The sequence below is a fragment of the Verminephrobacter aporrectodeae subsp. tuberculatae At4 genome, assembly GCF_000193225.1.
GTDB classification, from domain to species: Bacteria; Pseudomonadota; Gammaproteobacteria; order Burkholderiales; family Burkholderiaceae_C; genus Acidovorax; species Acidovorax aporrectodeae.
On the sequence record NZ_AFAL01000034.1, the window covers coordinates 1 to 12,155 of the forward strand.

Consider the following 12,155-nt stretch of genomic DNA (forward strand, 5'->3'; position numbering starts at 1 on the left):
CTTCTTTGGGTGCCGGGTGCTCCTTGTCCAGCGGATTCTGAGCGTAATCGTAGTATGTGAGTATCAACTGGCTGGCTGTGACCGTGGCGTCGAGCAGTTTGGGGCGCTCTGGATCAGCATCGTAGATGTCGCCGGTGGACACCGTGCCTTCGCCTGCGTTGCCCGCAGAGTCGGTCACGTGAGCAAGGTTCACGGTGGGCCTGATGTGGGTCAATGTGGGGCTGTCCATTGAAGCAGTTAGTGCGGCCTCCCAGACGCTGCCGCGGACACTGAGGTTGCGATACAGGCCGCTCACCGTAACATTGCCATTGGGCACTTTCACGTCCTCGGCTTTGAAGTCCCGCAACGCTTCGGAGAAGATGAAAGAGACAGAGGCTGACTCTCCGGGATGGAGGGTGGGGTCAGGTCCGGTGTCGTTTGAGATGCGGAAGCTCAGCAGCGTGGGTCGCTTGGTGTCCACGTCGTAGGGGGCGCTGACGGCAAGGCCTTGACCGGTATGGTTTGCGGCGTCGGTAACACCGCTGAGGTCCACGCTGATGGTGTCGGTGCCACCGTTGTGGCCACCGCCATCAATGTTGATCGTTGACGTGAACGTGGCAGTCCAGGTTCTGTCATCTACCGCAATAAGCGGGCTCAGCGTGCCCTTGGCGTTCTTGAGATCAATGTCGTCTGCCGTGAAGCCCGTGACGCGCTCGCTAAAGGCAAAGGTGACGGTCGTCGTGGGTTTGCCAATGCTCAGAATGCTGTCGGCCAGCGTGACCGTGGCGCTGGGCCGGACGGTATCAGCCGTGGCGCCGGGGGTGGTATTGCTATCGGTGTCCATGGTGCCTCTATGGACGCATCCCGTTTGTCAGGATCGATCTGCCATGTTTTGGCGAACCAGAACAGAACCGATGGAACCTGCGCAAACTGCGGCGGCGTTCCCGTCCTTTCCATACCTTGGTTGATATGCCGTGCGTCAGCCCTGAGCAGCTTGGCTCACGCTCCCTCCCCGGGTTGCGCGCGCCCATGCCCGCCAAGGCCCGGAGCGCTTCGACCCCCCTGTGCTCTGCGGCACCATGAGCGCTGCATCGCCGGGTCCGGTTCGCCGCCCGGCCAACGCCTGGGTCCGTCAGATGCCTGGCGGATTGTTGCCCCGAAAATGCGGCAGCGCAGCAACTATCACAAGGCGGTACACCGCATACGCTTTTCTCACGGCGGGCAACAATCCGGGACCTCCGGGACAGAGGGGAAACACCCCCCGGACCGCCGGCGATGCCGGCGGCCCGGCAGCGTTATCCGCGGGGATGGTGGCGTGCGTGCACGGCCCTGAGCCGCTCGCGCGCCACGTGGGTGTAGATGGTGGTCGTCGAGATGTCGGCGTGGCCCAGCAGCAACTGCACCACGCGCAGATCGGCGCCATGGTTGAGCAGGTGGGTGGCAAACGCATGGCGCAACGTGTGCGGCGACAGGGGCGTCGTAATGCCCGCCACATGGGCGCATTTTTTGACGATGATCCAGAACATGACGCGCGTCATGGCGCTGCCGCGCTGGGTCACGAACAGGTCGTCGGTCTGCCGGGCGCCGAGGATGATGCTGCGGGCCTGCTGAAGATAGCGCCCGAGCCACTCGCTGGCATCTTCGCCGAACGGCACCAGGCGCTCCTTGTCGCCCTTGCCCGTGACGCGCAGCACCCCGGCGTCCAGCTCGACGTGGAAGGTTTTCAACGTGACCAGCTCGCTCACCCGCAGGCCGCTGGCGTATATCAGCTCCAGCATGCTGCGGTCGCGCAGGCCCAGGAGCGTGTCCGTATCCGGGGCCTGCAGCAGGGCTTCGACCTGGTCCTGCGACAGGGTCTTGGGCACGCGTAGCGGCTGGCGCGCGGCGCTCAGCCGCACGGTGGGATCGTCCGTGATGCGCCGCTCGCGCAGCGCCCACTGAAAGTAGCGCCGCAGCACCACCAGGCGCCGGTTCGCCGACGCGACGCGGATATGCGCGTGCCGCGCCACGAAGTACGCCTGCAGATGCTGCTCGGTGCTGTCGTCGAGCCTCAGACCCGGCTGCTGCTTGGCCAGCCATTGCGCGTACTGCGTCAGGTCGCGCCGGTACGCGAGCAGCGTGTTGCGCGCCAAACCATCCTCCAGCCAGAGGGCGTCGATAAAGGCGTCGATGGTGTCGAAAGTGAGGTCAGGCATGCAAAAACCATAGCACATCGGGAAGCTGCGGCATTTTTCGGCGGCCAGCGCGTGCGCTAGTCGAGCCGGAGCTTCTGCTTGGCGACGACCTCCTTGTAGACGGCGAACTCGGCCCGGATCTGCGCGCCAAACTCATCGGGCGTGTTGCCGATCAGGATCGATCCGGTGTCTTCGATGCGCTTTTTCACCGCCGGGTCTTCCAGCGCCTTGCGCGCAGCGGCGCCGATTTTGTCGACGATGTCCTTGGGCAGGCCCTTGGGACCCAGGATGCCGTAGTAGGCCATGCGGTTCACGGGCTCCAGGCCCAGTTCCTTGAAGGTGGGAACGTTCGGCAGGGCCGCCACGCGCTGCGGTGCGGCGACCACGATGGGCACCAGGCGGTTGTCCTTGATGAACGGCAGGGTCGAGGGCAGGTTGTCGAAGATCATCGGCACCTGGCCCGCCACGGTGTCGTTGAGCGCCGGCCCCGCGCCCCGGTAGGGAATGTGCGTGACGAAGACGCCCGAGAGGCTCTTGTACAACTCCATCTGCAGGTGGCCGATGCCGCCGGTTCCCGAGGACGCATACGAATACCGGCCGGGCAGCCTCTTGATTTCGGCGACGAAGGCCTTGTAGTCCTTGGCCGGAAAGCCCGGGTGCACGGCAATGATGTTCGGCGTGGCCGCGAGGTTGATGATGGGCGTGAAGTCCGTGAGCGGGTCATACGGCGTCTTCGGGTTGATCGCCGGGTTCGCCGCCGTGGTCGACACGGTGGCCACGCCGAGCGTGTAGCCGTCCGGGCTCGCGCGGGCCAGTTCGGCCGCCCCCACGATTCCGCCGCCGCCCGACTTGTTCTCCACGATCACGCTCTGGCCCAGGGCCTTGCCCAGCGGATCGGCGATCACGCGCGCGATGATGTCCGTGGTGCCGCCGGGCGCAAAGGGCACGACGAGCCGGATCACTTTGTTGGGGTAGCCCTGTGCGCCCGCAGATCCGGCGGCGGCGGCCGCGAGCGTCAGCGCGAGCCATTGACGACGATGCATTCCATTCTCCTTGTGGGGGGTGATGAACAGCGCCGATGGTATGCGCATCGGACGCCCGGTCCCTGTGGATTTCGCGTAGGGACGAACCCGGAGCCGGCCGCGCGTCGAAGCATCCAGTATTCTCGGTGCGTGAATTACGCTCAACTCCTGCTCCCCGATTTCTCCCTCATCCTGTGCGGCTACCTGGTCTGCCGCTACACCGCGCTCGACCGGTCGGTGTGGCAGCCGGTCGAGGGTCTGGTGTACTACCTGTTCTTTCCCGTGCTGCTGTTCCAGTCCATCGTCACGAGCCCGGTGGACGTTCGCGCCACGTCGGGGCTGATCGCGGCCGGCATGCTCTCGGGGCTCATGGGCATTGCGCTGGCCTACAGCCTGCCGCACTGGCCCTGGGTCGGCAAGCACCTGGATGCGCGCGACCACGCCGCGAGCGCGCAGGTGGCGTTCCGCTTCAACTCCTTCATCGGCCTGGCCCTTGCCGAGCGGCTCGCGGGCGCCCAGGGCCTGCTGCTGATCGCGGTGCTGATCGGCGTGTGCGTGCCCCTGTTCAACGTGGCAGCGGTATGGCCCATGGCGCGGCACAGCCAGCTCAACTTTGCGCGCGAGCTGCTGCGCAACCCGCTGATCATCGCCACGGCCTCGGGGCTGAGCGCGAATCTGCTGGGCCTGCGGATTCCCGAATGGGCCCTGCCCACGGTGGGCCGCATCGGCGCCGCGTCGCTGGCGCTGGGGCTGATGGCCGCGGGCGCCAGCCTGCAACTGGGCCTGCTCACGCGGGGCAAGGCGCTGAGCGCGTCGGTGCTGGCGATCCGCCATCTGGCCCAGCCCCTGCTGGCGTTCGCCATGGCCCGGCTCTTCGGGCTCGACGCCGTGCAGACCACGGCGCTGCTCGCCTTCTCGGCCCTGCCCACCGCGTCCACCTGCTACGTGCTCGCGGCCCGCATGGGCTACAACGGGCCCTATGTGGCAGGGCTGGTGACCCTGTCCACCCTGCTGGGCGTGCTCAGCCTGCCGTTTGCCTTGGGTGTCCTGCGCTGAGCGCCACAGCGGCGGGCTCCAGCGCCCAGGCCACGTGCTCGCGCACCAATGGGCTCGCGTCCTGCGCACGCCGCTGCAACGCGGCGCGCAGGGCGTCGTCGCCGGTGGCGCGCAGCGCGTTGCCCAGCGCCACGGCCACATTGCGCAGCCAGCGCTCGTGGCCAATGCGGTGGATCGGGCCGCCCGCGGTCATGCGCGCAAAGGTCGGCGCGTCCCAGGCGAACAGCTGCACCAGCTGCTCGCCCGACAGCCCCTCGCGCGCGTCAAAATCCGGCAGGCGGCTGAGCTGCGCGAACTTGTTCCAGGGGCACACGAGCTGGCAGTCGTCGCAGCCATAGATGCGGTTTCCCATGAGCGGCCGCAGTTCCAGCGGAATCGGCCCGGCGTGCTCGATCGTCAGGTACGCAATGCAGCGCCGCGCGTCCAGCCGGTGCGGCGCGACGATGGCCTGCGTGGGGCAGATGTCGATGCAGGCGCGGCAGCTGCCGCAGTGCGCCGTGGCGGGGGCGGTCTCGGGCAGGGCCAGGTCCACATAGATCTCGCCGAGGAAGAACATCGAGCCCGCCTCGCGGTTGAGCACCAGCGTGTGCTTGCCACGCCAGCCCTGCCCGCTGCGCGCGGCCAGCTCGGCCTCGAGCACGGGTGCCGAATCGGTGAACACCCGGTGGCCAAAGGGGCCGATGGCCTCGGCGATGCGCTCGCTGAGCGTGCGCAGGCGCGCGCGCAGCACCTTGTGGTAGTCGCGCCCCCGGGCATAGAGCGAGACCACGCCTTCGCGCGGGCGCGCCAGACGCCCCAGCTCGAAAGCCTGCCAGCCCGCGGCCGTGGTGCGCGGCAAATAATCCATGCGCGCCGTGATCACGCTCACGGTGCCGGGCACCAGCTCCGCCGGGCGCGCGCGCCGCAGGCCGTGCGCTGCCATGTAATGCATGTCACCATGGAAGCCCTGCGCGAGCCAGGCCGCCAATCCCGGCTCTGCGGCAGACAGGTCCACCCCGGTCACGCCGATTTGGGAAAATCCCAGCCCGCGGGCCCAGTCCTGCATGCGAGGAACGAGTTGAACGAATTGACTGCTGCACCCCATACCGGCCAGATTGTAGAAAGCGGCGCCCCGGGCGCTACCGCCGACCCCGTCCGCCATTTACGCTGGCGCAGCGAGGACGATACGCAGGCCCTGGCACGCCGGCTCGCCGCGCGGCCGCTGATCGGCAACGCCTACCTCAGCCTGCATGGCGCGCTGGGCGCGGGCAAGACCACGCTGGTGCGCCACCTGCTGCGCGCCCTGGGCGTGCAGGGGCGCATCAAGAGCCCGACCTACGCCGTGGTGGAGCCGCACGAGGCCCCGGGCCTGGCAATCTGGCATTTCGATTTCTACCGCTTCGACGATCCGCGCGAGTGGGAGGACGCGGGCCTGCGCGAGCTCTTTGCGCACCCGGGTCTGAAGCTCGCAGAATGGGCGGAAAAGGCCGCAGGACTCGCACCGCCCGCGGACCTTGCCATATCCATCGAAACCACCGAGGCCATGGAGAGAAACGTCACACTGCGCGCCCGGACCCCCACCGGCCGCAGCCTGCTGCAAGGACTCTGAGCACATGAACCCATTCCTCCCCGAAGCCCCGGTCCGCCGCGCCGTGCTGCGGGCCGCCGGCCTGGTGCTGCTGCTGGGCCGGCAGCAGATTGCGCGCGGCGCGAGCATCCTCGCGGTGCGCGTCTGGCCGGCGCCCGAGTATTCGCGCGTGACCATCGAGTCCGACGGCGCGCTGCGCACCCAACAGTTCTTCGTGCGCACACCGCCGCGCCTGGCGGTGGACATCGAGGGCATAGACCTCAGCCCTGCGCTGCGCGAGCTGGTGGCCAAGGTCCAGCCCGACGACCCGAACATTGCCGGAATCCGCGTCGGCCAGAACGCGCCCGGCGTGGTGCGCCTGGTGCTGGACCTGCGGCAAGCCGCCCTGCCGCAGGTGTTCGCCCTGCTCCCCGTGGCGGCGTACCGGCACCGGCTGCTGCTCGACCTGTACCCGGCCACGCCCATCGACCCGCTCGCAGGCCTGATCGCCGAACGCCTGCGCGATGCCCCCGCGCCGGCCGCCCATGCCCCCACGCCAGCGCCCACGGCCGAACCCGACCAGCTCGGCGAGCTGATCGCCCAACGCAGCAGCAACAGCCCGACCCCGACCCTGCCGCTGCCGCTCGTCGCAGCAGCGGCGGCAGCATCCACCCCCCTGCCCTCCGCCGCGCCCCCGACCCGCCCCGGCAAGCACGCCACGGAGACCGACCGCCTGATCATCGTGGCGCTGGACCCGGGCCACGGCGGCGAAGACCCCGGCGCCATCGGCCCCAGCGGCACACGCGAGAAGGACGTGGTACTGCGCGTGGCGCAATTACTGCGCGAGCGCATCAACGCGACCACCGTGGGCGGCAACCCGATGCGCGCCTACCTGACGCGCGACGGCGACTACTTCGTGCCCCTGGGAACGCGCGTGCAAAAAGCCCGGCGCGTGCAGGCCGACCTGTTCGTGAGCATTCATGCCGACGCCTTCACCTCCCCCGAGGCGCGCGGCGCAAGCGTGTTTGCACTGAGCCAGGGCGGCGCGTCGAGCGCGGCAGCGCGCTGGCTGGCGCAAAAGGAAAACCAGGCCGACCTGGTGGGCGGAATCAACGTGCAGCTGCAAAACCAGCACGTGCAGCGCGCCCTGCTGGACATGAGCACCACCGCGCAGATCAATGACAGCCTCAAGCTCGGCAGCGTGCTGCTGGGTGAGATCGGCGGCCTGGGCCGGCTGCACAAGCCGCACGTGGAGCAGGCGGGCTTTGCCGTGCTCAAGGCCCCCGACATCCCCAGCGTGCTCGTCGAGACGGCCTTCATCAGCAACCCGGAAGAGGAAAAACGCCTGCGCAGCAGCGCCTACCAGGAGCAACTGGCCGATGCACTGATGCGCGGCATCACCCGCTACTTCGCAAGAAACCCGCCGCTGGCGCGCAGCCGGTCGGTTTAGGGCCAGCCCTTACCAGCGTTCCTCAGGCCTGCGCCGCCATCTGGGTCAGGACGTACACGACGGTGCCCGCAAGGGTCGTGAGCAAGAGCCCGAGGCGGGTCGAGAGTGTGATGATGCCGACGACCGCGATGGCGGCGATTGCCGCCACCGGCGCAGTGCGGATTTCCGTCAAGGCGATGTAGATGGCGAAGTTCAGGAACACCGCCATGGGCAGCACCCGTTCGAGGAGGCTGCGCGCCGTGTCGCTCAGGCGAAGCCGCACGAATACCGGCAGCACACGCACCAGCACACTGGTGGCCAGCAGGGCCACGATGGCCAAGCCATGCGAAGAGAGCGTCATGCGCCGGCCCTCCACAGCCGCCAGGAGCTGAAGGCGATGCTCGGAAGCCAGAACCAGACAGGGCCGAGCCAGGCGAACAACAGCACCGCAGCAGCGATGCACAGGCCCATCTCTGCGAGGCGGCGGGGCCAGGGCGCCGCGATCCGCGGCACGCGCGCCTTGAGTTGGCCGAAGGACAGCACCAGCAATACGGCGCTGGCCGGAAAGCCGAGATTCATCCCGCCCGACAGGCTGCTGCGTGGGAGCAGGCCGGCAGCCAACACCCCGGCCAGGGTAGACAGCACCCATGCGCCGTAGATCGTCAGGCGGATGGCAAGAATGGACACGCTCGCGTCCTGCTCGTGCTCCACCGCATACGCCTCGTCGCCCAACAAATGCGCGAAGAAGGCACGACGAAGCGGTGCTCTCGGCAAACGCGAAGCGGTGACAAATGCGATCGGCACGTAGCGGCTGTTGATCGAGACCGCCACCAGCAGCATGGTCAGAAAGCCCTGACCCTGCGCTGCGAGCGGCAACAGCGCGAACTGTCCGCTGCCCGAGAAGCCGAGCACGCCAAAGAGCAGCACGTCCAGCGCACCCCAGTTCGCCTGCGCAGCGAGCACGCCGAAGAGCATGCCGACCGGCACGAGCGCCAGCCCCGTTGGGGCCGCGCGCACGAACGCGGCCCAGGCGCCTCCTGGCGTGCCGCCCGATGTTCGAGCCGACAAGGATTTATGCAGCAGCGCCCTTCGCCGCAGTCTTGCCGAAACGGTTGCGAAAACGCTCCACGCGGCCGCCCATGTTGTCCACCGACTTTTGCGTTCCGGTGTAGAAGGGGTGCGATTCAGACGAGGTGTCCAGTTTGAACAGCGGGTATTCCTTGCCTTCGAAGGTCTCGGTTTCCTTGGTGTTCACGCAGGAACGGGTGACGAACTTGAAGCCGTTGGACAGGTCTGCAAACAGCACTTCGCGGTAGTTGGGGTGAATGCCTTCTTTCATGATCGATCCTCGCCAAGTGCGGTAGCCGTGCCGAACCCGGGGCAACCTTTGCACCGTGGAGCATCCAGCGTACTTTCCGCAAAAAAAGCCCGTGATTGTAGCGCGACCGATCCATGCCCGAAGAAAATCTTCGGCGCAATGGCTTGGCGTCAAGCTTATTGAGAATAATTCGCGTTTGTCTTACCATCGCGGCGCCAACCACTCCGAAGGAACCCGCCATGCCCAAGACCGTGAAAGCCCTGCTCAGCGCTTGCGCCCTGCTCGCCAGCGCCGCCCATGTCCATGCCCAGGAACAGGTGCTGAACCTCTACTCGGCCCGCCACTACGCCACGGACGAAGCGCTGTACAGCGGGTTCACGCAGGCTACCGGAATCCGGATCCAGCGCGTGGACGCCGACGACGCGGGCATCCTGGCCCGGCTCAGGGCCGAAGGCGCGGCGTCCCCTGCGGACGTCATCCTGCTGGTGGACGCCACCCGCCTGCACAAGGGCGAAACCGATGGCCTGTTCCAACCCATACAGTCCAAGTTGTTGAACCACGCCATTCCCGCCAACTTGCGCAGCGCTCCGGCGGCCGACGGCGGCATTTCGTGGTTTGGCCTGTCCACCCGCGCCCGCGTGATCGTCTACAACAAGGTCAAGGTGCAGAAGTCGGACGTGGCCACCTACGAGTCGCTCGGCGACCCCAGGAACAAGGGCAGGCTGTGCATCCGCTCGGGTTCGCACCCCTACAACCTGAGCCTGTTCGGCGCCGTGACCGAGCACCTGGGGGAGCAGAAGGCCGAGGCCTGGCTCCAGGGCGTGGTCGCCAACCTGGCACGCCCCCCAAGGGCGGCGACACCGACCAGATCAAGGCCGTGGCCGCCGGCGAATGCGATATTGCCGTGACCAATAGCTACTACCTCGCACGCATGATGCGCTCGACCAAACCCGAGGACATGGCCGCAGTGAACAAGGTGGGCGTGGTGTTCCCGAACCAGGAATCCTGGGGAACGCACCTGAACATCGCCGGCGGCGCCGTCGCCCGGCATTCGAAGAACCCGGCGAATGCCATCCGCTTCCTCGAATACCTGGCCAGCCCCGAGGCGCAGAACCACTTTGCCAACGGCAACAACGAATGGCCTGCGGCCCAGGGCGTGGAACTCGACAACCCCGCGCTCAAGGCCATGACCGCAGGCAAGCCGTTCAAGAGCGAAACCATCCCGATCAGCGCCGTGGGCGCCAACGCAGTCCGGGTGCAGCAAATGCTCGACCGCGTGGGCTTCCCGTAAATGCTAGTCAACGCGCAATCTGGCGTGGTTGCCGAGCACGGCGCCATGCACCATCTTGACCGTGGAAGAACGCAGGGGTAGCAGTTTGGCTGCCTGCAACAGCAGATCCGGTGTGATGCGCCCGAGCATTGCATCCAGGCAGCGGATGGCGACGTGGGTGGGCAGTCCGGCTTTCGCTGCCGCAGCCAGGAGGTGCTCGCGCGCAGGCGCTCTCCCTTCGCCCGCCACGTCCATGAAGTGCTCTCCGCGGTACCCGGCGTCATAGGTCAGATCGTAGGGCGGGGCAAGCAACCAGCGTCCATCGGCTTCGCGCATGAACGACAGATTCTTCGCGTGATCGTCCCGGTTGTTCATGAGCACATTGAATACGCAAATCCTGAAGGCCTTGACCAGTTCGCGCTGGTCCCGGGTGAGGCGGCGCGTTACCCGGAAGAAGTCCTCGTAGCGGACGGATGGCAGCCGGAAATCGGCATGCAGCAGTCCGGCAAGCGAATGCACATGCACCCGGGTGCTGCCGCGCCGGTCGAAACGCCGCGTGCCGAATGCCAGGCGGTCGCCGGGTAATTCAAAGAGATGGGTGGGAGACATGGCCAGGTCGCAGCCGCGTGCCAGGCGCGCATACAGTTCCTCCAAGGCGCAGCTGTCCGGGGCATCGTCCGCACCGGCAAACTTCAGCAGCCATGGTTCCCCCCGGGCACCTGGGACGCCCGGGTACCCATGGCCATGGTTTGGGGGTTGAAATGGACTTGGGCCTTGGGCCGGATGCCACCGGGCGAGCCTCCCACGCGGGCGAGTTCGGCCAAGACAAGGTAGCCGTCGTCTTGCAGCACGGCCTGGACTTCACGGGCCAGTTCCAAATGGTGGAGGAGTTCGGACAGCGGTTCAAAGCCACTCTTCAAACACTTACCCCCCCGCTTGCGGACAGTTATGCAGGCACGATGGGTATCGTTTCAAAAGGTCCATCGTGGAGAAACGCTACGGACATACGGACATGACAGCGCAGTCGTTTTGTTTACTCAAGAGGCAGCCGCATAACACGACCTGTCCACTGTCCCGATGAACGTTCAGCAATGACAAGCTGCGCTCCCGTGCCAAGCGCAGCAGATACGCAATTGCCCTTCTCATCCCAGATGGCGCTCCTGCCTGCCGCCTCGAATCCTCCGGTAGGTCCACCATGATTGGCCATCAGGACCGCATAAGCATGTTTGGCCGCATATGCGATCAACTGCGCCGAATCCTGATCATAGCCGCCGTTAGTAATCAAGCAACTAGCGGCATAGACATCTACACCGAGCGCACTGGCTGCGGCAGCGTGTTCCGGGTAGTTTGTATCAGCACATATTGCCAATGCAACTCCCATGGTTTCAAGGTTGGCAGCCCCCTCAGCACCGGGGTGAAAGAATAGATCTTCGCCAGGATGCAAGTGCTGCTTACAGTAGCTGGCCATGGTTCCGTCGGGCTTGACGACCAGTGATGCGATGAAGAGCCGCCCATCCACCATCAGCGGGACGCCAGCGACGGCAACTACGTCTGCGCTCGCTGACGCGCGGCGCAATGCATCCAGGCGAGGAGATGTCATTTCAACGGAATGCGCACTTGCTTGTTTCCGATGATAGCCCGTCAGGGACAGTTCCGGAAAAACGAGCAATTTCACCCCTTCGCGGCCGGCCGCTTCGATGAAGCGGCCATGTTGAACAAGATTGGCATTGAAATCACACTGGTCGACAGTCTGAGCTGCGGCCATCCGGATGTCATTTTTCATGGATTGCGTCCTTCTTTAGTCGCAGACAATAAGATGCCCTGTGTCTCCCCCCGCCATACCAGCGCGCCGAGACATACTCGATTTACGATGGAAATGTCGATCATTGCGTAATCGCATCCGGAATTGATTCGCTGAAAAGTGTCCAAAGAAAAATCCGGAAAATCTAATTCTCCCAGATCCAGCTTCGACAGGCGATCCAGCGAACAACCTCCGAGCTTTACAATGGCTTCCTTGCGTACCCATTGTCGCGCAACATACAATTGCTTTAAACTTGCCCCATCGGAGCTGGTCGCAGGCAGTTTATTGAAGATTTCCAGTTCTGCATCGCAGAGCACATTCTCGGAAAAATCGGAATCGACCGGGATAGATCTAAGTGTTTCGACATCCACACCAATATCAAAAGTCGATACTGCTGCCATGACGATGCCATTCTGATGGCTCCACGAGACGGATAACTCCGGGTGTGAGGGGAAAAACGGTTTACCATGTCCTGGCCGATTGCAGTCGACGCAAAATTGTTCGATCGAAACGCGCGCGGGAGGCAGCCCGGTCACCTTACCCATGGCTAGGGCCTGTCA

General features: G+C 65.5%; 14 protein-coding genes and 1 pseudogene. 4 read left to right on the plus strand and 11 right to left on the minus strand.

From position 1 onward, the window contains the following. The 3 genes from VTU_RS25225 to VTU_RS0101215 form a co-directional block, all read right to left on the minus strand. The coding region (locus VTU_RS25225) for an Ig-like domain-containing protein (RefSeq protein WP_010100022.1) at window positions 1–823 on the minus strand (823 nt) is incomplete at its 3' end. A gap of 451 nt (window positions 824–1,274) precedes the next feature. After that, a complete protein-coding gene (gene xerD / locus VTU_RS0101210; protein ID WP_029553986.1) occupies window positions 1,275–2,174 on the minus strand; it encodes a site-specific tyrosine recombinase XerD in 900 nt (299 codons plus the stop codon). A gap of 56 nt (window positions 2,175–2,230) precedes the next feature. Continuing rightward, window positions 2,231–3,196: a tripartite tricarboxylate transporter substrate binding protein BugE gene (locus tag VTU_RS0101215; protein ID WP_010100024.1), complete on the minus strand. Its 966-nt coding sequence runs from the start codon at window positions 3,194–3,196 to the stop codon at window positions 2,231–2,233. A gap of 129 nt (window positions 3,197–3,325) precedes the next feature. On the opposite strand from VTU_RS0101215, the gene VTU_RS0101220 reads away from it, so the two are divergent. Further along, complete coding sequence (locus VTU_RS0101220) at window positions 3,326–4,231, plus strand: AEC family transporter (RefSeq protein WP_010100025.1); 906 nt, start codon at window positions 3,326–3,328, stop codon at window positions 4,229–4,231. Here VTU_RS0101220 and queG read toward each other — a convergent pair. Next, window positions 4,197–5,276 (minus strand): tRNA epoxyqueuosine(34) reductase QueG, encoded by a 1,080-nt coding sequence (gene queG, locus VTU_RS0101225; RefSeq protein WP_010100026.1) that lies wholly within the window; start codon window positions 5,274–5,276, stop codon window positions 4,197–4,199. The two genes, VTU_RS0101220 and queG, sit on opposite strands and share 35 nt — an antisense overlap. 21 nt (window positions 5,277–5,297) lie before the next feature. On the opposite strand from queG, the gene tsaE reads away from it, so the two are divergent. Then, window positions 5,298–5,819 (plus strand): tRNA (adenosine(37)-N6)-threonylcarbamoyltransferase complex ATPase subunit type 1 TsaE, encoded by a 522-nt coding sequence (tsaE, locus tag VTU_RS0101230; RefSeq protein WP_029553987.1) that lies wholly within the window; start codon window positions 5,298–5,300, stop codon window positions 5,817–5,819. A gap of 4 nt (window positions 5,820–5,823) precedes the next feature. Then, on the plus strand, window positions 5,824–7,227 hold the full coding sequence (locus VTU_RS0101235; RefSeq protein ID WP_010100028.1) for an N-acetylmuramoyl-L-alanine amidase: 1,404 nt from the start codon (window positions 5,824–5,826) through the stop codon (window positions 7,225–7,227). Between the two features lie 22 nt (window positions 7,228–7,249). On the opposite strand, the gene VTU_RS0101240 is transcribed toward VTU_RS0101235, so the two are convergent. Genes VTU_RS0101240 through VTU_RS0101250 form a run of 3 tightly spaced genes read right to left on the minus strand, consistent with a single transcriptional unit; the run spans window position 7,250 to window position 8,545 of the window. Further along, entirely contained in the window at window positions 7,250–7,567 is a 318-nt protein-coding gene (locus VTU_RS0101240) for a hypothetical protein (protein ID WP_010100029.1), read from the minus strand. Then, on the minus strand, window positions 7,564–8,274 hold the full coding sequence (locus VTU_RS0101245; RefSeq protein WP_201766083.1) for an AzlC family ABC transporter permease: 711 nt from the start codon (window positions 8,272–8,274) through the stop codon (window positions 7,564–7,566). Before VTU_RS0101245 ends, VTU_RS0101240 begins: the two co-directional genes overlap by 4 nt. Window positions 8,275–8,278: 4 nt before the next feature. Further along, window positions 8,279–8,545 (minus strand): type B 50S ribosomal protein L31, encoded by a 267-nt coding sequence (locus VTU_RS0101250; protein WP_010100031.1) that lies wholly within the window; start codon window positions 8,543–8,545, stop codon window positions 8,279–8,281. Window positions 8,546–8,763: 218 nt separating this feature from the next. Here VTU_RS0101250 and VTU_RS25230 point away from each other — a divergent pair. Next, window positions 8,764–9,815, plus strand: a pseudogene (locus tag VTU_RS25230) (extracellular solute-binding protein). A gap of 3 nt (window positions 9,816–9,818) precedes the next feature. Here the strand turns inward: VTU_RS25230 and VTU_RS25235 are convergent. From VTU_RS25235 to VTU_RS31050, 4 genes are all read right to left on the minus strand, one after another. Continuing rightward, window positions 9,819–10,493, minus strand: coding sequence for a HipA domain-containing protein (locus VTU_RS25235; protein ID WP_169315359.1), 675 nt, complete (start codon window positions 10,491–10,493; stop codon window positions 9,819–9,821). Continuing rightward, window positions 10,487–10,672 (minus strand): hypothetical protein, encoded by a 186-nt coding sequence (locus tag VTU_RS32370; protein ID WP_138927750.1) that lies wholly within the window; start codon window positions 10,670–10,672, stop codon window positions 10,487–10,489. Before VTU_RS32370 ends, VTU_RS25235 begins: the two co-directional genes overlap by 7 nt. Before the next feature lie 155 nt (window positions 10,673–10,827). After that, window positions 10,828–11,577, minus strand: a complete 750-nt coding sequence (locus VTU_RS31045) for a carbon-nitrogen hydrolase family protein (protein ID WP_010100034.1) — start codon at window positions 11,575–11,577, stop codon at window positions 10,828–10,830. Next, entirely contained in the window at window positions 11,574–12,140 is a 567-nt protein-coding gene (locus tag VTU_RS31050; protein WP_010100035.1) for a 4'-phosphopantetheinyl transferase family protein, read from the minus strand. The genes VTU_RS31045 and VTU_RS31050 overlap by 4 nt, the downstream gene beginning before the upstream one ends. Between the last annotated feature and the right edge of the window lie 15 nt (window positions 12,141–12,155).

Excerpts from the sequence above, each read along its gene's own strand:
- xerD (WP_029553986.1), bottom strand. The coding sequence starts at position 2,174 with ATGCCTGACCTCACTTTCGACACCATCGACGCCTTTATCGACGCCCTC.
- VTU_RS31050 (WP_010100035.1), bottom strand. The coding sequence starts at position 12,140 with ATGGGTAAGGTGACCGGGCTGCCTCCCGCGCGCGTTTCGATCGAACAA.
- VTU_RS31045 (WP_010100034.1), bottom strand. The coding sequence starts at position 11,577 with ATGAAAAATGACATCCGGATGGCCGCAGCTCAGACTGTCGACCAGTGT.
- queG (WP_010100026.1), bottom strand. The coding sequence starts at position 5,276 with ATGCAGGACTGGGCCCGCGGGCTGGGATTTTCCCAAATCGGCGTGACC.
- VTU_RS0101235 (WP_010100028.1), top strand. The coding sequence starts at position 5,824 with ATGAACCCATTCCTCCCCGAAGCCCCGGTCCGCCGCGCCGTGCTGCGG.
- VTU_RS0101215 (WP_010100024.1), bottom strand. The coding sequence starts at position 3,196 with ATGCATCGTCGTCAATGGCTCGCGCTGACGCTCGCGGCCGCCGCCGCC.
- VTU_RS0101240 (WP_010100029.1), bottom strand. The coding sequence starts at position 7,567 with ATGACGCTCTCTTCGCATGGCTTGGCCATCGTGGCCCTGCTGGCCACC.
- VTU_RS0101250 (WP_010100031.1), bottom strand. The coding sequence starts at position 8,545 with ATGAAAGAAGGCATTCACCCCAACTACCGCGAAGTGCTGTTTGCAGAC.